The sequence below is a fragment of the Paenibacillus sp. FSL R7-0312 genome, from assembly GCF_038004445.1.
Classification (GTDB): domain Bacteria; phylum Bacillota; class Bacilli; order Paenibacillales; family Paenibacillaceae; genus Paenibacillus_AQ.
The window spans coordinates 2,288,033-2,305,847 of sequence record NZ_JBBORE010000001.1; the positions used below are offsets into that span (position 1 = coordinate 2,288,033).

At 49.3% G+C, this 17,815-nt stretch carries 18 protein-coding genes; 13 read left to right on the forward strand and 5 right to left on the reverse strand.

What is annotated here, in order from left to right; all coding sequences use genetic code 11:
* Positions 1 to 187: 187 nt before the first annotated feature.
* Complete coding sequence (locus tag MKX70_RS09995) at positions 188 to 1,813, forward strand: ABC-F family ATP-binding cassette domain-containing protein (RefSeq protein ID WP_039309280.1); 1,626 nt, start codon at positions 188 to 190, stop codon at positions 1,811 to 1,813.
* Positions 1,814 to 1,922: 109 nt separating this feature from the next.
* Here MKX70_RS09995 and MKX70_RS10000 read toward each other — a convergent pair whose 3' ends face one another.
* Positions 1,923 to 2,108 carry a hypothetical protein gene (locus MKX70_RS10000; RefSeq protein ID WP_039309279.1) on the reverse strand — a complete coding sequence of 62 codons (186 nt, stop codon included), beginning with the start codon at positions 2,106 to 2,108 and terminating at the stop codon, positions 1,923 to 1,925.
* 138 nt (positions 2,109 to 2,246) lie between these two features.
* Between MKX70_RS10000 and MKX70_RS10005 the strand changes: the two genes are divergently transcribed.
* Positions 2,247 to 3,116: a cation diffusion facilitator family transporter gene (locus MKX70_RS10005; protein ID WP_042239722.1), complete on the forward strand. Its 870-nt coding sequence runs from the start codon at positions 2,247 to 2,249 to the stop codon at positions 3,114 to 3,116.
* Between the two features lie 211 nt (positions 3,117 to 3,327).
* The gene (locus MKX70_RS10010; RefSeq protein WP_042239721.1) at positions 3,328 to 4,395 is read left to right on the forward strand and encodes a C40 family peptidase; all 1,068 of its coding nucleotides are present in this window, start codon (positions 3,328 to 3,330) and stop codon (positions 4,393 to 4,395) included.
* Between the two features lie 251 nt (positions 4,396 to 4,646).
* Here the strand turns inward: MKX70_RS10010 and MKX70_RS10015 are convergent, their stop codons facing one another.
* Positions 4,647 to 5,042, reverse strand: a complete 396-nt coding sequence (locus MKX70_RS10015; protein ID WP_042239720.1) for a hypothetical protein — start codon at positions 5,040 to 5,042, stop codon at positions 4,647 to 4,649.
* Positions 5,043 to 5,353: 311 nt separating this feature from the next.
* On the reverse strand, positions 5,354 to 5,521 hold the full coding sequence (locus MKX70_RS10020; RefSeq protein WP_039309270.1) for a DUF1328 domain-containing protein: 168 nt from the start codon (positions 5,519 to 5,521) through the stop codon (positions 5,354 to 5,356).
* A 187-nt stretch (positions 5,522 to 5,708) separates the two neighbouring features.
* On the opposite strand from MKX70_RS10020, the gene MKX70_RS10025 reads away from it, so the two are divergent.
* The 10 genes from MKX70_RS10025 to MKX70_RS10070 all read left to right on the forward strand — a co-directional run bounded on the left by MKX70_RS10025 (position 5,709) and on the right by MKX70_RS10070 (position 16,621).
* Positions 5,709 to 6,215: a DUF948 domain-containing protein gene (locus MKX70_RS10025; protein WP_039309267.1), complete on the forward strand. Its 507-nt coding sequence runs from the start codon at positions 5,709 to 5,711 to the stop codon at positions 6,213 to 6,215.
* A 63-nt stretch (positions 6,216 to 6,278) separates the two neighbouring features.
* Complete coding sequence (locus MKX70_RS10030; RefSeq protein WP_052416744.1) at positions 6,279 to 6,818, forward strand: hypothetical protein; 540 nt, start codon at positions 6,279 to 6,281, stop codon at positions 6,816 to 6,818.
* A gap of 91 nt (positions 6,819 to 6,909) precedes the next feature.
* Positions 6,910 to 7,257: a general stress protein gene (locus tag MKX70_RS10035; protein ID WP_042239719.1), complete on the forward strand. Its 348-nt coding sequence runs from the start codon at positions 6,910 to 6,912 to the stop codon at positions 7,255 to 7,257.
* A gap of 214 nt (positions 7,258 to 7,471) precedes the next feature.
* Positions 7,472 to 8,644: a SpoIIE family protein phosphatase gene (locus tag MKX70_RS10040; protein ID WP_042239718.1), complete on the forward strand. Its 1,173-nt coding sequence runs from the start codon at positions 7,472 to 7,474 to the stop codon at positions 8,642 to 8,644.
* A complete protein-coding gene (locus tag MKX70_RS10045) occupies positions 8,641 to 12,309 on the forward strand; it encodes a response regulator (RefSeq protein WP_042239717.1) in 3,669 nt (1,222 codons plus the stop codon). The genes MKX70_RS10040 and MKX70_RS10045 overlap by 4 nt, the downstream gene beginning before the upstream one ends.
* Positions 12,310 to 12,391: 82 nt before the next feature.
* The gene (locus MKX70_RS10050; RefSeq protein WP_039309260.1) at positions 12,392 to 13,261 is read left to right on the forward strand and encodes a CheR family methyltransferase; all 870 of its coding nucleotides are present in this window, start codon (positions 12,392 to 12,394) and stop codon (positions 13,259 to 13,261) included.
* A 16-nt stretch (positions 13,262 to 13,277) separates the two neighbouring features.
* Positions 13,278 to 14,972: a response regulator gene (locus MKX70_RS10055; RefSeq protein WP_042239716.1), complete on the forward strand. Its 1,695-nt coding sequence runs from the start codon at positions 13,278 to 13,280 to the stop codon at positions 14,970 to 14,972.
* A 72-nt stretch (positions 14,973 to 15,044) separates the two neighbouring features.
* Positions 15,045 to 15,383 (forward strand): STAS domain-containing protein, encoded by a 339-nt coding sequence (locus MKX70_RS10060; protein ID WP_039309255.1) that lies wholly within the window; start codon positions 15,045 to 15,047, stop codon positions 15,381 to 15,383.
* Between the two features lie 18 nt (positions 15,384 to 15,401).
* The gene (rsbW, locus tag MKX70_RS10065; protein ID WP_042239715.1) at positions 15,402 to 15,854 is read left to right on the forward strand and encodes an anti-sigma B factor RsbW; all 453 of its coding nucleotides are present in this window, start codon (positions 15,402 to 15,404) and stop codon (positions 15,852 to 15,854) included.
* Positions 15,851 to 16,621 carry a sigma-70 family RNA polymerase sigma factor gene (locus tag MKX70_RS10070; protein ID WP_039309251.1) on the forward strand — a complete coding sequence of 257 codons (771 nt, stop codon included), beginning with the start codon at positions 15,851 to 15,853 and terminating at the stop codon, positions 16,619 to 16,621. Before rsbW ends, MKX70_RS10070 begins: the two co-directional genes overlap by 4 nt.
* A 169-nt stretch (positions 16,622 to 16,790) precedes the next feature.
* On the opposite strand, the gene MKX70_RS10075 is transcribed toward MKX70_RS10070, so the two are convergent.
* On the reverse strand, positions 16,791 to 17,123 hold the full coding sequence (locus tag MKX70_RS10075) for a DUF5665 domain-containing protein (protein ID WP_042239714.1): 333 nt from the start codon (positions 17,121 to 17,123) through the stop codon (positions 16,791 to 16,793).
* A gap of 181 nt (positions 17,124 to 17,304) precedes the next feature.
* Positions 17,305 to 17,808 (reverse strand): YtxH domain-containing protein, encoded by a 504-nt coding sequence (locus MKX70_RS10080; RefSeq protein ID WP_340782321.1) that lies wholly within the window; start codon positions 17,806 to 17,808, stop codon positions 17,305 to 17,307.
* Positions 17,809 to 17,815: the final 7 nt, after the last annotated feature.

A 17,815-nucleotide genomic window follows, 5' to 3' on the forward strand; every position in this document is an offset into this window, starting at 1 on the left:
CTTATCCTTCTATTTCTCGCTGAAACGGTGCCTTCCTTAAAAGGACGGCAAAGTTGTTTCCACTTGATAAGATATTTGCCTGGAAAAGGGCAAAGATGCCCCTTAAAGGGCTACAATTACGGGCCATTTGCCTTGATTTTATGCTATAATGAGCCGGAACCCTAAGTGAAAAGGATGGTAATGCTTAATGATTAGCACAAGCGGCGTAACACTCCGCTACGGAAAACGCGCACTATTTGAGGACGTAAACATAAAATTCACACCCGGCAACTGCTATGGTCTGATTGGCGCGAACGGCGCCGGCAAATCGACCTTTCTAAAGATCCTGTCCGGAGAGATCGAAGCCAACATCGGCGATGTGCATATTACACCCGGTGAACGTCTGGCTATACTGAAACAGAACCATTTCGAGTATGACGAATTTTTGGTACTGGAAACGGTAATTATGGGCCATACCCGCCTTTATGAGATCATGAAGGAGAAGGATTCCCTGTATGCCAAGAGCGACTTCACGGAAGCTGACGGACTTCGCGCCGGTGAGCTGGAAGGCGAATTCGCTGAACTGAACGGCTGGGATGCAGAGCCGGATGCTGCTGCGATGCTGATCGGACTAGGTATTATGCGCGAAATGCATGACAAGAAAATGGCCGAACTCAGCGGCAACGAAAAGGTCCGGGTACTCCTGGCGCAAGCCCTGTTCGGACGTCCGAACAACCTGCTGCTCGATGAGCCTACCAACCATTTGGATCTTGAATCCATCGGCTGGCTGGAGAACTTCCTTATGGACTACGAAGGCACCGTTATCGTGGTATCCCATGACCGTCACTTCCTGAACAAGGTCTGCACGCATATTGCAGATATCGATTTCGGCAAAATCCAGATGTACGTCGGCAACTATGACTTCTGGTACGAGTCCAGCCAACTGGCCCAGGCCCTGCAGCGCGACTCGAACAAGAAGAAGGAAGACAAGATGAAGGAGCTGCAAGCTTTTATCCAGCGCTTCTCGGCTAATGCTTCCAAATCGAAACAGGCTACTTCCCGTAAGAAGCAGCTGGAGAAGATTACACTGGACGATATCCGTCCCTCCAACCGTAAATATCCGTTCCTGAACTTCAAGCCTGAACGTGAAGCCGGCAAACAGCTGCTTACGGTCAGCGGACTGAGCAAGTCGGTTGACGGTGAGCAGCTGCTGGATGAAGTCAGCTTTGTCGTGAACAAGGGCGATAAAATTGCTTTTGTAGGTCCATACTCCCAGCCGAAATCACTGCTGTTCGATGTCCTAATGGGCGAGAAGGAAGCGGATGCCGGTGAATATACCTGGGGCGTTACAACAACCCAGGCTTATTTCCCTAAGGATAACTCGAGTTATTTCGACGGTGTGAACATGAATCTGGTAGAATGGCTGCGTCAGTATTCCAAGGATCAGGATGAAACTTTCCTGCGCGGATTCCTGGGCCGGATGCTATTTGCCGGTGAAGAAGCGCTGAAGAAGGCGAGCGTACTGTCCGGGGGCGAGAAGGTCCGCTGCATGCTGGCCAAGATGATGCTGAACGGGGCAAATGTGCTCGTGTTCGATGAGCCAACCAACCACTTGGATCTGGAATCGATCACAGCGCTCAATAACGGCCTGATCGACTTTGACGGCACCATCCTGTTCACTTCCCATGACCATCAGTTTATCCAGACAATCGCCAACCGCATTATTGAAATTACACCGGCTGGTGTCATCGACCGCTCGATGAGCTATGATGAATATCTGGAGAATCCGGAAATTAAGGAAATGCGTGCACGCATGTATCCTGTAGAGGCTTAAGAACTAGATAGAGGTAGGATGAACGGTAATGAGTTCATACGAAAACGGCTGCGTCGTCCCGGAAGGGATAACGCAGCCGTTTATGTTCACATATAAGAGTGTAAGAAGCCTAGGATCCGCCTGTACGACGGCGCTGATTGTTTGGCTTCTTATTGTTCTGGCTTTTCAGCGGTTTCGCGGAACCGGCTTGAAAAGTTGAACCCGGTTTACCTGAAGCATGCTGTTTCTTCTGTTCAAGCTTCTGGCGGATCGCCTCGGCCAAATTAATTTTTGGTTTATCATTGTTCTCGCTCATTATGTTAACCCCCTTAGGCAGCAAGTCCTTTTCCTTATTCTAATTGTTTTTAAATGCTGCCACAAGGGCAAGAATAACTCAAAGAAAGTTTTCCTGTATTTATGTGACAAGGATGGAGATTGACAGGGGGGAGCAGGGATGGCCGATATTTATGAAGATATACGCAAAGGAGAAAAAGGCGCACTGGTCAGTATTGTCGCTTATCTGGTCTTGTCTGCTTTCAAGCTGGTCTGCGGCTACTTGTTCGCTTCCAGCGCTCTCCTGGCAGACGGCTTTAACAATCTGACCGATATTGTTGCTTCACTGGCCGTGCTGATTGGTCTGCGCATCTCACGGAAGCCGCCGGATTCAGATCATACCTACGGGCATTTCCGGGCCGAGACGGTTGCTGCGCTAATGGCTTCTTTTATCATGGCGATGGTCGGCATCCAGGTTATTGTGGAAGCAGTGCGATCCTTGTTTGAAGGGGCGAAGGCAACGCCGCAGCTCTGGTCGGCGGGAGTTGCCCTGGTGTGTGCCGTAGCCATGATGGGGGTATATATATATAACAAGCGTTTGGCGAAGCAGATTAACAACAACGCACTGATGGCTGCAGCCAAGGATAATTTCTCGGATGCCATGGTTAGTATCGGAGCTGCTGTAGGAATTGTCGGAGCCCAGTTCGGCCTTCCTTGGATCGATTCAGCTGCTGCTGTTGCGGTAGGACTGCTGATCTCCAAGACGGCCTGGGATATATTCCGCGACTCCACTTACCGGCTGACTGACGGCTTTGACGAAGATAAACTGCTTGATCTGCGCAGCACCATTGCCCGGACACCGGGTGTGGAGGGCATTAAGGATTTGAAAGCCCGGGTTCATGGCAATCATGTGCTGGTTGATGTAGTGGTACAAGTGAATGCACAGATGACGGTAATGGAGGGCCATGCCATCAGTGACTCCATCGAAGAGCGGATGAGCAAGCTGCATAACATCATGAATGTGCAGGTTCACGTTGAACCCAAAGATTAACATTCCTTAATTTCTCCTAGTTAGCTGTAATTTCCACCAAATCCAAGGAGAAATCGAGACTATAGACCTGGATGTTACCATAAGATGGAAAGGTTATTTGTGAAATTTGGAGCATGTTCCAAATCCCGGGTAAGCCTATAATGAGGGCAGAAAGCAACAAACGTAGCGCGCGCCGTTGTTGAATTCTCAATACGCTAAGCGGGGGAACGCTATGATCGTATCACATAAGAAACTGGCAGCATCGTTATTGGTCTCAGCAACACTGGCATTATCCTTGGGAGTGTTAAGTCCTCAGCAGTCCTTCGCTGCATCGGCTTCTGACATTTCGTCTTTGGCTGCGCCAGCGGTACAGACAGGTGTAATTCAATCCTCGGTCCGCCTGCGCACGACTCCTTCTACCAGCGGTAAGGTATTGAAGTACCTCAGTAAGGGAGAACAGGTAACGATCCTGGAAGAGACTAACAGCTATTGGTACAAAGTCAGAACTTCAGACGGCGAGATCGGTTATACCAGTGCGGGAGACCAATACATCAGTGTGATTACGGCTCCGGTGGCTACACCTGCAGTACAAACAGCAGTCATCCAGTCCACAGTCCGTCTTCGGGAGACACCTTCCACAAGCGGTAAAGTGCTGGGATACCTATACAAGAATGACCAGGTAACAATCATGGAAGAAACCAATAGCTATTGGTACAAAGTAAGAACAGCTAACGGTACAACCGGATATACAAGCTCTGCGGATCAATACATTGAAGCAACGGCGGCACCTGCTCCGACACCTATACCGACACCGGTGCCAACACCTACGCCAACGCCAGTACCTACGGCTCCGCCGCAGGCTGCTGTGATTGAAAGTGTAATTGCGGCAGGCATGGGCTACCTCGGTACACCGTATGAGTACGGGTCCAGCCGGAGTGATACCAGCACGTTCGACTGCTCGGATTTCATCCGCCAGATCTTCATGGATGCAGCAAATCTGAAGCTGCCTGCCGACTCCCGTCAGCAGGGAGACTGGGTGAAGCAGAATAGTAATGTAGTAACGGACATTTCTGGGTTGAAACGCGGTGATTTGATGTTCTTCATGGATTATAAAGGAAGCTCGGCTTCCGCCTATGCGGGGATCGACAAGTCTGCAGCAAGAATTACGCATGTAGCGATGTATTTGGGGGACGGGCAGTTATTACAGACGTATTCCGTATCTTCCGGCGGTGTAAGAGTAGACAAATTAAGCGCTTCTTGGATGAATCGTTTCCTTTATGGAGGCTCGGTCATCCGCTAATATAACAATAGATATAGAGAGCATGAAGCGGCAGTAGTACAAGTTTGTGACGGGTAAACGAACTAGGGCGGATGTTTTGTGGGGTTATCCTTTCAGTAGATTCTTCTACTGAAAGGATAACCCCTTTTCCGTTTAAACACAGCAAAAAGGCCGTCAGGACTAAGGTCCATGGGCCTCTTGAGTATAACCAACTGCGAAGTCATAGCAAAGGTAGCACATCAGCTGTTATGACTTCGCTTATCGTTAAGTATTTATGGAGTAATTATATAAGCGGATGCAGGAACCTTGAGCCAAGCTTTGCCCAGCCAAGTATATACTTCTCTCCACTCATTGCCCCAAGTATCGGTCATGATTACACCTGTAGTGTCGACAGTCTGCGCACCCAGCCAGCCGATAGGAGCCATGCTGCCCACGGAAAGGTGGAAAGCAGTGATCTTGGTTAGGATAATCTGAGGAGTCGCTAGTTTGATGTCTGCTGGTGTGATTACAGTGTCGAATGGCTCCATGTATGTACTTCCGGTTACAGACACTGCTGCATCAGAAGTAGGAGTAGTGGTAGTGGTACCTGTTACTTCAGCAGCTGAAGCGGTTGCTGCTATGGAAGCCATAAGACCCATTGCTACTGTTAAGCTGGCTAATTTTTTCATCGATGATTCCTCCTGATTTTGGTTTAGTAGTGTACTTTAACATGTTCGTGCTGTGCTAATAAGCATGTAAACATAAAGTGTATGTAATGAACCAAACATCGGGATTAAATATTTTTTGTTTTATTCCAGGGAGCCTTGTATTTCTGATTCTGAGGACAAGTGACATCCTGAGAGGAAAGGCCTATACTTTCTGAAGGGTGAATAGGATATATCAAGGGGAATAATGTGCAGATATGGAAATAAGCCCGGGCTTCTCGTGGAAGCCTCGGGCTCTACAGCATTGCTTGGGTTGGGGTTAGCGGAATGAATGACTACATTGATCGTCCTCTTCGTCCCATAAAGAGCGAAACAACGAAGAGAATAAGGAAGATGTAGAACAATACTTTGGCAATGCCTACAGCGGCCGCCACGATATTGAAGAAACCGAAGATACCGGCAATCAGAGCAACTACCAGCAGAATTACTGACCATCTTAACATGAGATGTCATCCTTTCTGTGTGGTGATGTAGTCATTGTTTAAACGGTGCCTATCATTTTGAAACAAACAGAAGGGGATGGTCTTTAAGGCGCTTGACAATTTGTTTCGGCCTAATTCCGTAAGGGTAACTATGCAGTATCAGACAGAGCCAAACGACATTATAAGACATTCGGAAGGGGTTATGGAAATGATCATTGAACTTAGCGTAGCACTAGTTGCTGTTGCATTCGCAGTCCTCGTATTCTTCTTAATTAAAACCTTGAAATCAGCGAAGGAATCCCTCGACAAGGTCAGTCAGACTCTGCAGGAAGTACAAAAGACCATTGATGAGCTTACGTATGAAGTGAAAACAACGGTCAGACATGCCAATGATATCACTGCCGATGTTCAGGGCAAAATTCAGAAGATTGATCCTATTGTCGATTCTGTGAAGAACCTCGGTGATGTGATGAATGAACTGACACTGACCGTGAAGCAGGTATCGGTAACCGTCATTGAGAAATTCCGCAAATCACGTGAACTGAAGGATAAGGCCAAATCCGTATCTATTGCAGAAGTTCCGCTTACTCCGTCCGAAGAAAGAACTATTCAATCCTATGAAGCGGTAAACGAAAGCAAGTCCAAGGGTAAAATAGCAACAGCGCTTAAGGGCGTGGATGCTGCAGCCGCCATCTGGCAGAAGTTCCGCCATTAATCAGGTTAAGTAGCGCAGGGTTCAGGCCAAGGGCAATTCAGCTTATGAGAGGCGGGAGTTTACATGAAAATCGTTATTCTTTTGCTTAGTCTGCTTTCTCCCTTTATCACCATTCCGCCGCAAGCTGAGACTGTCCCTGCCGCTTCTTCGGCAACCGTGCAACAACCGCCGGTAATGCTCGCCTTTGAGCATAGTGTCAATACAGTTCCCTACATAAGCAGTTTCGAGTCTCTGGCCGGGGTCACCCTGTATATGCCGGAGGAAGCGCTGCTGCAGACCAAAGGTATCCCGCCTCAGATTACTCCGGACCCTTGGGGAGATTGCCTGGAATATCAATACGCTGACGTCTCCGCCGGTGTTTGTGAGGGCTTTGTCCTCTATGTGCATGCTTCACCTTCCCAGGCAGAACAGTTCGGCCTGAATCTTAACGGTCAGGAACTGAATCCGGTGACTGCCAGCCTGCAGGAGACATTGGGGGCACCGGATTTTGAAGCCGAGGACGGCGATGTATATATTAGAGGAAGTGCAGCGCTCAAAGTCTACCGTAATATGAACACCGGAGAATGGGAGGGTATTGATTTATTTGACGGAAATTCTTTCTGAGGCTGTTTCAAGAGCGGCAATTAAGGTTAATGAATGCTCAGTCATCTTTTACCTGCGTTGCCCTCTTAAACAATACAAGGAGAGTGATTTCATGGATTCAATCGGTACACAGGCATATGCCAAGTTGCTGGAGAATGGTGTTCAGGCGATAGAAGAAGTGAATCGGCTGCGTAGCACCGGCTATACAAGAGATGACCTCTACGTGATCAGTCACGATGAAAACCGTGAAGGCCGTATCGTGGATGCTGCAGACGTGAATGAGGTCGGGCTTAGCGAAGAAGGGTTATTTGGTGCGATTGCTAACCTTTTCCGTTCACGCGGCGATGCTCTCCGGTTTAAGATTACTTCGCTCGGCTTTAGTAGCGCGGAAGCGGCTTTTTACGAGAAGGAGCTCGATTTAGGCAAAGTTCTCGTTATCGCCAAAAGAAATCCGAAATAATTGCCGGTCAGCCTTCTGTGACCTCTATAGTCCAATAGCGTAACCTCCAGCCCCACTGCAAGCAGTGGGACTGGAGGTTACTTTGTTGAAGACGAGGGCCTGATTCTCTTCCAATATCTTGCTATATGGAAACAGGCTGTTCAAATATCGTATGATAGAGTGATAGAATTACAGGATTTACGGTCCTAATACTATTCGTGTGAGGTGAGGAAGCTTGAGAATTTTAATTGTAGATGATAATCCGACCAATGTAATCATTATCCGTGAAATCCTGAAAAAAGAAGATTACCGGAATTTTATAACGGCTTCGTCCGCTAAAGATATGTTGAAGCTGCTTGGCGTGGGTTCTGGCGCGGATGAGAAGCAACCTAAGCAGTCGGATGTGGATTTGATACTGCTGGATATGATGATGCCGGAGATGGACGGGATTGAGGCCTGCCGTGTGGTTCAGCAATATGAGCATCTGAAGGACATTCCCATTATTATGGTCACCGCTGTGGGAGATTCCAAGAAGCTTGCAGAAGCACTGGATGCAGGTGCCGTAGATTATGTTACGAAACCGATTAATAAGGTAGAGCTGATGGCCCGCATCCGTCTGGCCCTGCGGCTGAAACGCGAGAAAGATTGGCATAAGGAGCGGGATCAGCGCATCCAGGATGAGTTGAAGCTTGCTGCTTTAGTGCAGAATGCAGTACTCAGCTTGCCGCTTACCGATGAAACGTTTGAGGTGCATGCCATTTTTCAGCCGTCCTTTGAGCTGGCCGGTGATTTATACGCCTGGTATCCGCTGGGTGACGGGCGTTATGCTGTCATTCTGCTGGATATGATGGGACACGGGATCTCTTCATCGCTGTTCTGTATGTTCCTGGCCTCGGTATTGAAGGATACCGTGACTACCTATGTTGAGCCGGAGAAGGTTATTCAAGAACTTAACAGACGCTTCAATCAGCTCTACATTGAGAAGCAGCTGGTCCAGTATTACTTCACGGCAATTTATCTCGTTATTGATACACGGATGAAGCGGATTGATTATGTGAATGCCGGGCACCCGCCGGCGCTGCTCTTCGAAGGAGAGGCTAAAACTCCCGTTCTGCTGGAGAGCAACTGCCACCCGGTCGGGCTGTTTGACCGGATTGATATCCAGCCGCAGAGCCTCAGCTATGAGGAAGAAGGCCATCTGGTGCTGTTTACAGACGGCTTGCTGGAGATGGCCCAGGGAGAGCAGGCCGAGCAGCTCGAATTCATGGTCGGGCATTTGAATGCAGGCCACGACTGGCAGGAAGAGGTTATGCGCACTGCTTTCCTGAATGAGCCTGTGAATCAGGAACGCGATGACGATAAGTGTCTGGTATGGATTTCGCTGAAGAAAGGAAAAGATAGGGAATGAAAATAAAGGCAAAACTGCTAATCGGCTTCAGTGCCATGCTGGCCATTATGCTGGCTCTTACCATGATCGGGTATGACCGGCTTCATTATATGAGCGGACAGCTTGACAGCTTCCAGGAGAGGTACAGCAAAGGCCGCTCCTCTTCAGGGCTTCGCGGTGAAGTGAATGATATGGCGCGGATCTTAACCACCTCGATGCTTAACGCGGACACACTTTCTGTGGATGCCCAGAAGGCGGAAATTAACAGCAAGGTGCTCAAAGCTGAGGAGCATCTGAAGAATATGCAGGACTCCATGAATACCACAGAAGAATTGCAGCTGTTATCGCAGATTGAGGCTTCTTATTCTGCGTATAAGAATTATCAGAGTAAAGTGCTGGAGATGCTGACTGCCGGCTACTTCCAGAATGCTAATACTTACCGTAATGCAGAAGGACAAGATATCCAGAACGAGGTACTGAACAGTCTGAATGCACTTTCCGATTATAATGCCTTCCGGATGACTGATGAGACCGCCATAGCCAAGGAGGCATCCGAACGTTCGATTCAGATAGTGACCCTGATTATGATTGTGGGACTGCTGCTGGGGCTCGGGGTGATCCTATGGGTCATCCCGAGTATTACGCGCGGTCTAAGTGTAGTATCCATGATGATTACCAGCTTCGGCAACGGCAAGATGCGGGCGATCCGGCGGATCAAGGTCAAATCCAAAGATGAGATTGGTGATGTAGCCCGCGTGTTCCAGGAGATGGCTGAGGATATTGAGCAGAAGCAGCAGCTTGAAAAGTCCTATGCCCAGGCGCAGAGTGACCAGGCTTGGCTGAACGCGAACATAGCCCGGGTAACGGAGCTGCTGCGTGGCGTCAGCTCACTGGAACAGGTGTCACAGACCTTTATCAGTGAGTTCACGCCTGTGCTGGGAGCCCAGTACGGTGCTGTATATTTGAAGGATCAGAACAATCCGAACCTGCTGGTCAGCAGCGCTTTCTATGCCGGTGAGGAAGGCGTCACACCGAAGGAGAGCTTCGAAATCGGTCAGGGGCTGGTCGGACAAAGCGCCTTGGACAAGCTGCCGATCAATCTGACAGAGGCGCCGGATAACTATATTTCCGTCTCCTCCGGATTCGGGGAATCACATCCGAGTTACATTTCTATTCATCCGCTTTTATTTGAAGATGAGCTAATGGGGGTAGTGGAATTCGCTTCCTTTACTCCTTTCTCGGTGCTGCAGAATGAGCTGCTTCATCAGCTTTCGAATAATCTGGGCATCATTCTGAATAATATCAGCCGCAGGCTTGACGTTGAAGAGCTGCTGCGGGAATCGCAGGCGCTTACCGAAGAGCTGCAATGCCAGTCAGAGGAACTGCAGACCCAGCAGGAAGAACTCCGCCGTTCCAACGAGAATCTGGAGGAACAGACGGATGCGCTGAAGCGTTCCGAGGAGCTGCTGCAGCGGCAGCAGGGAGAACTGGAGCATTATAATACGGAGCTGCTCGCCAAGACCAGTGCTCTGCAGGAGCAGGTGCAGGAGGTTGAAGAGAAGAAGGATGAGATTGAGCATGCCCGCGTCCAGCTTGAGAAGCAGGCGATGCAGCTTGCGGTGACCAGCAAATACAAATCCGAGTTCCTGGCGAATATGTCTCATGAGCTGCGGACGCCGCTGAACAGCCTGTTAATCCTGTCCCAGCTTCTTACGGAGAATAAAGAAGGGAATCTGAGCGACAAGCAGGTGGAATTCGCCCATACCATCTATATGTCAGGTGCGGACCTGCTCAAGATGATAGATGAGATTCTCGATCTGTCCAAGGTGGATGCCGGCAAAATGGAGCTTAATTACGAAGAGATTCCGCTTACAGAGCTAAAGATCTTCGTGAAGCAGAACTTTGCGCCGCTGGCCAGTCAGAAGGGGCTGTCGCTGCGCTTATCCTTCGAGGAGCCACTGCCGGACCATGTGTTCACGGACAGCCACAGACTGAAGCAGGTGCTCCGCAATCTCTTGTCTAATGCGTTCAAATTCACCAGTGAAGGACATGTGGAGTTCTCTGTCAGCCGGGCGGATACCAAGCAGCTGCCTTCCTATCTGCCGCATGAATATGAATACATTGCAATGTCTGTCAAGGACAGCGGAATCGGCATCCCGTCCGACAAGATGGATATAGTCTTTGAGGCCTTCCAGCAGGTCGACGGGACAACTAGCCGCAAGTATGGGGGCACAGGTCTCGGGCTGTCGATCAGCCGCGAGCTTGCCCGTCTGATGGGCGGGGCAATTGGACTGGAATCGCGCGAAGGACAAGGAAGCATCTTCACCTTGTATCTGCCGGTCAAAGGGAATTACAGCCTGCTGCCGGGAGTGGCAGAAGCCGCCGCCGCACGGGATGCGGCGACGCTTGAAGAGTACCGGGACGAACGTACATGGAATGAAACCGGCAATGTGGCACCTACGCCCCTCGTGCCGGTTATTGTTGAAGACGACCGCGAATCGCTTACTGCCGGCGACAAGGTTCTGCTCATTATCGAAGATGACGAGAGCTTTGCCAAAATACTGCTCGGCATGGCCCGCGGCCGCGGCTTCAAGGGACTGGTGGCTCTTCAGGGAGATACCGGCCTGCAGATGGCCAAGACCTATCTGCCTGACGCGATTATTCTCGATATCCAGCTGCCGGTCATGGACGGCTGGTCAATACTCAGGGAACTCAAGGGTGCTTCCCAGACCCGGCATATTCCTGTGCACGTGATCTCCGTGAACGACGAGATTAAGCAGGGCCTCATGATGGGCGCGATGGCCTACTTAAGAAAGCCTTCTTCTCGCGAAGCGCTGGACCGGGCATTCTCGCAAATTGAGAACTACACCGCCAGCACGCTTAAGCATCTGCTCATTGTAGAAGATGATGATATCCAGCGCCGGTCCATCATGGAGCTTATCGGGCATGATGATGTAGCCATTACTGCGGTTTCCACCGGCCATGAAGCCCTGGGCGAGCTGCGCAAGCAGAGGTATGACTGTATGGTCCTCGATCTTATGCTGGAGGATATGACCGGATTCGAGCTGCTGGATCAGATCCGGGATGATGAAGAGTTGAATGATCTGCCGATCATTATTTATACGGGTAAAGATCTGGACAGCAAAGAAGAGACGCAGCTGCGTAAATATGCGGAATCGATCATTATCAAGGATGTCCGCTCGCCGGAACGGCTGCTGGATGAAACTACGCTGTTCCTGCACCGGGTAGAGGCTAATCTTCCGGAGGATAAGCGTAAAATTCTGCAAAAGCTGCACAATAAAGAAGAATTGTTCGACGGCAAAAAAATATTGCTCGTCGATGATGACATCCGAAACGTCTTTGCCCTCTCCAGTGTTCTTGAAGGATATCATATGGAAGTGAAGTTCGCCGAGAATGGGCGGGAGGCCATTGATATGCTGGTGGAGCATACGGATTTTGATCTGGTGCTGATGGATATGATGATGCCGGAAATGGACGGCTACGAAGCGATGCGGCGTATCCGGCAAATGCCGCAGTACCAGAAATTGCCGATTATTGCACTTACGGCCAAGGCGATGAAGGAGGACCGGGCGAAGTGTATTGAGGCCGGAGCCTCCGATTATATGAAGAAACCGATCAGTACAGATCAGCTTCTTTCATTAATGCGTGTCTGGTTGTATTCGTAAGGGCGATTTCGGGGTAATAGCTATACAGTACCATTTGGAACGAGTCCGTAAATAAGGCTTAGGCAAGGGAGTATTGATAACAATGACAGCTATGGAACGCGGATATGAGGAGCAGGCTATTCAGGCAGGGAGCAAACAGGAGCTTGAACAGATTGAAATTGAGCTGCTTCTTAGCGGGGTACACCGTCTATATGGATATGACTTCAGGAATTATGCGCTGCCTTCATTGAAACGGCGCATCTGGCATCATGTCCATGCCGAGAATGTGCCCAGCATATCCGCCCTGCAGGAGAAAGTGCTGCATGACCGTGCCTGCTTTGAACGGTTTGTATACAGTCTTTCGATCCCTGTAACGGAAATGTTCCGCGATCCGGGACTCTTCCTGACCTTCCGGCAGAAGGTGGTCCCCCTGCTGCGGACCTATCCGTATATCCGGATCTGGCATGCCGGCTGTTCCACAGGCGAAGAGGTATATTCCATGGCTATTATGCTGCATGAGGAAGGGCTTTACGACAAGGCGCGGATTTATGCAACGGATATGAACGCCCGTTCCCTGCAGCAGGCCAAAGAAGGCGTGTATGAGATCGGGAAGATGAAGCAATATACCAAGAATTATCTGGAGGCGGGCGGTACACGCGCGTTCTCGGAATACTACACTGCGAAGTATAATTCAGTGATTCTGCAGCCTTACTTGCGCAAGAATATTATTTTTGCCGAGCATAATCTGGCGACAGATACTTCATTTAATGAATTTAATGTTATTTTCTGCCGCAACGTAATGATCTATTTCAACGATGAGCTCCGCGATCATGTTCATGGCTTATTCCACGAAAGTCTCAGCCGGTTCGGAGTCCTGGTCCTTGGTTCCAAGGAATCCATTCATTTCACGAAATACAGTGACAGCTACGAAGCTTTGGACAGGGTGGAAAAAATATACCGCAAGAATAAGTAGCGGGTAAGGAGGGCCTATGGGGGTTCAGGAACCGATTCATATACTGCTGGTTGACGACCGTCCCGAGAATCTGCTGGCACTGGAAGCAGTGCTTGAGAGTCAGCATTACAAGCTTGTCAAAGCCAATTCTGGTGAAGAAGCACTGCGGTGCTTATTAAGATATGAATTTGCAGTTATCGTACTGGACGTTCAGATGCCGGGTATGGACGGAATCGAAACCGCCAAATTAATCAAAGCCAGAGAGAAAACCAAGGATATTCCGATCATTTTTATCTCTGCCAACAGCAAGGAGGCGGAGCATCTGTTCGCGGGTTATTCTGCCGGTGCCATTGATTATATGGTCAAACCATTTATTCCACAGATTCTCAAGTCCAAGATCGAAGGCTTTGTTAACATGTATCTGACCAGCAAGAAGCAGCAGCTTCAGTCTATGCTGCTGCAGCAGAAGACGCAGGAACTCGAGCGGATTAACGGGGAGCTGGTCAAAGCCAAGGAAGAGGCGGAGATTGCCGCTAATGCCAAGACCGAATTCCTCGCGATGATGAGCCATGAGATCCGTACGCCAATGAACGGGGTAGTGGGTATGATCGATCTTCTGATGGAGACGGAGCTTGCTCCTGAGCAGAAGGAATATACGGAGATCATCCGCAAAAGTGCAGATACCCTGATTACAGTCATTAACGATATCCTTGATTTCACCAAGATGGAATCAGGCAAAATGGAAATGGAAGAGCAGTTGTTTGAGCTACAAACCACCATCCAGGAGGTGTTCAGCTTATTTTCTGCGGAAGCAGGCAAAAAGAATCTGGAGCTGGCCTATTTCATCGATCAGAAGCTGCCCAAGCTTATTTACGGGGATATGGCCCGTTTGCGCCAGGTATTAATTAATCTGGTGGCCAATGCGGTCAAGTTTACCAACCAGGGCGGCGTATATTTGGTTGCGTCCAGCGTGCCTACAGCGGATAATAAATTGGTAGTGGAATTTACAGTGAAAGATACAGGCATTGGAATTTCACCGGAGAAATGTGACCGGCTGTTCCAGCCCTTCTCTCAGCTTGATTCATCCATGACCCGCAAATACGGAGGGACGGGCCTGGGGCTCGCTATCTGTAAGTCGCTTGTTGGGATGATGGGCGGAGATATCCGTGTGGAATCGATGGAAGAGAAGGGAGCTACATTCGTATTCACGATAAAGGTAGCTGTCCCGGAGGATGAACTGGCAGACAACTGCCAGGAGGAGCAGAGTGCGGGGAAAGTGGTTGACCGGCATTGGCGCAGCAAGGTGCTTGTCGTGGATGACCATCCGATCAACCAACGCCTGATGGTAAGCATGCTGGACAAGCTGGGCTATAATGCCGAGGTTGCCGAGGATGGGAGCCAGGCTGTAGAGATGGCCCGGAACTCTGCTTACGATTTTATATTCATGGATCTGCAGATGCCGGTGATGGACGGGCTTACAGCGACCTCCAGGATTCGCGAGGACAGCGGCGGTTCCCCGGACAAGACCATTATTATTGCCATGACTGCGAATGTCATGGAGGGCATCCAGAATCGGTGTACCGCTGCCGGAATGGATGGCTATATCAGCAAACCGCTCAAGCTTAGCAGCATCAAGCAGATTATTTCCAGGTATTCTGTCAAGGATAACCCCGCTGCCCAGCGGAACACCTCACTTTTTAATGCAAGATCCAGTAATTACCACAGCCGTTAAGTCCCAATAGTTGTTTCAACAGAGTACCATTAGGGTTATTGGTAAAGAAAACATTTATCAGGAGAGTTGTCTATGAATACACATAAAAGTGAAAAGTTCCACGCAAAAACCGAAACAGAAGGCACAGTATGCACCGTTTATCTGATTGGAGAGCTCGATTTGTCTGTAGCTCCTGATTTCCGTCTGGTCATGGAACCGCTGGTGGGAGATACAGGGCTTGATCTCGTGATTAATCTTAAGGACTTGAGATATATTGACAGCACAGGCATCGGGATTTTGTTGTCGATTCTCAAAGCAAGACACGGAATGGAAGTTAAATTTGCCGTTGAGGAAGTTCCTCCACAAATACAGAAGTTGTTTGATATGACCGGCATTTCCAAGTTTTTTGCCCCCCAAGAGAATTCCCACTAGGAAAGGATCGAACTAAGGATGAGTGATGACGTGCAAAAAGTAGTTCTTCAGTTACCCGCCAGTGCAGAATATGTCGATATCGTCAGACTTAATTTATATGGCATTGCCTCTAAGATGGGTTTCACTTATGAAGATATTGAGGATATGAAGGTAGCAGTCTCGGAAGCCTGTAACAACTCCGTGCTTTATGCTTACGGGCAGGAAGACGGTTTGGTTGATGTAATCTTTGAAGTAGGATCAAGTGCTTTGTCCATTACTGTCAAAGATGAGGGGGAGAGCTTTGACGGGTTGGATTCGTCTGATGAACGTATGACGCTGCATGACAAGGAGCTGAATGATGTTCAGGTGGGCGGACTGGGATTTTATTTAATGCAGGCGCTTATGGATGACGTTAGCGTCGTCAGCGAAGCAGGGAAAGGGACAGTCGTTACCCTGACTAAGCGGCTTAATTACAGCGAGGAGAAAGTATGAACGACAAAGTGACTCCCCCAGAGTCCATGAATGAAGCAGTAAGCCTGATCTGGGAATACCAGCAGACGAAAGACAATGAAATAGCTACAGTGCTCATCCGTAAATACGAGCCTATGGTGAAGATGGCAGCCGGCAAAATTGCCCGTAACCGTCCAGATCTCTATGAAGATCTGTATCAAGTGGGACAAATGGCGCTAATCCGGCTGTTGCAGCAATATGATATTAGCCTGGGTATACCTTTTGAGCCCTATGCGATGAAAAGCATGATCGGACATATGAAGAATTTCCTGCGTGATAAATCCTGGTACATACAGGTTCCAAGACGGATCAAAGAAAAAGGCGCACTTGTGCAGCAGGCCATTGATGAACTTACCATTCGATTGGAACGTTCCCCTGCGGTGGAAGAAATTGCCCATTATCTGGATCTTACTGTGGAAGAAACTGTGGAAGTACTGGCCGGCAGGGAATGTTATCATTATGTCTCGCTCGATTCACCGCTCTCACAGGAAGAGACGGGTGCTACACTCGGCGAATTGATCAGCTCTGACGCCAATGACTATGAGACTGTGGAGAAACGCATGGATCTCCAGCAGGCTCTGGGACAGCTGAAGGAGCAGGAGCAGCAGGTGCTGCTGCTGGCATTCCAGGATGGCCAGTCACAGCGTGCCATCGCCCAGAAGCTCGGGGTATCGCAGATGAGTGTTTCCCGCATACAGAAGCGTGCTACCGAGAAGCTGAAGCAGATTATGGCTAATTCTTCTTATTAAGCTAAGTGGTATGCCATTATATTGAATAGCAGGACAAGCCCTTCCCCGCCGGGGATAGGGCTTGTTTTGCTATGGGCAGGATTAATTCCCCGCGGTTCCACGTGCAACACCCCTCCTGCAGTCTATTCTGGCGGGAGTAGGCTGCAGGAGGGGTGAGCGGGAGATCTATCTAGCTGTTGGCATCAATATATTTTTTGATTTCTCCAAGATATTCCCCGATAACTGGCACATCAAGAAACAAACTAAGAATATAGCCCAGTAAACCGAGGATCACGAACGTACCAAGGGAAAGCCCCAGGCCTCTGGATACGCCAGCCATCAGATTGGTAATGATCCGCTTCTTGGGGTCCGTATAATTTTCCAGGATATCCTTGAATTCGGATTTTTCGAGTGAATCTGCGATTTTGTCGAGCCGTGCATTCAAGCGTTTGACCTCATGCCGCAGCTCGAAGGGATGCTCATCAACCTCATAAGCATTAGTTCTGCTGTCCGCTTCTCCCATAAGGCGTACCTGCTTTCTATAGCCTGGAACAGGCTTTATTGAGTGTATGAGGGTATAATTCATTTCGGGCTTAGTGTGGACTTATACGCCCAAAAAAGGCATGCATAAATAGAGAGCAGCCAGCTACGGCGAGCTGGCTGCTCTCTTGTACTGCCTCAAATAGGCCGTATATCGCCGTTTTTTAATAAGTGGACTTGTAAGAGGATTTAACTTCCTCTTTAGCATCCTTAGCTTCATCAGCTATGTCTTTGGAAGCATCTTTAGCTTCATTCGAGACATCCTTGGAAGCGTCTTTAACATCACCGGCCACATCCTTCGAGGCTTCGCTTACGGTTTCACCAATCTTCTTGCCTGTTTCCGACAATGTAGCAGCAATTTGTTGTTTGCTGTCGCTGACCGTTGTGAAGATGTCGGAGGCTTTAGCAGATACTGTACCTGCCAGATCAGTCGCTTTTTCGCTGACTGTAGTTGCCAGTGTTTTGGTCTTGTCTGTTACGGCTCCGGCAACCTCTTTGGTTTTGTCAGTGGCAATCGAGAGCTTGTCCGACAAATCACTGCGCATTTCACGGCCCGGTTTCGGTGCGAACAACAGTGCCGCCGCAGCCCCAAGCAGACCACCTATGAAAATTCCCTTGAAAAATGTGCCGCCGCTTTCTACTGGATATTCTGTTTCTGCCTTGTTCATCACCAAT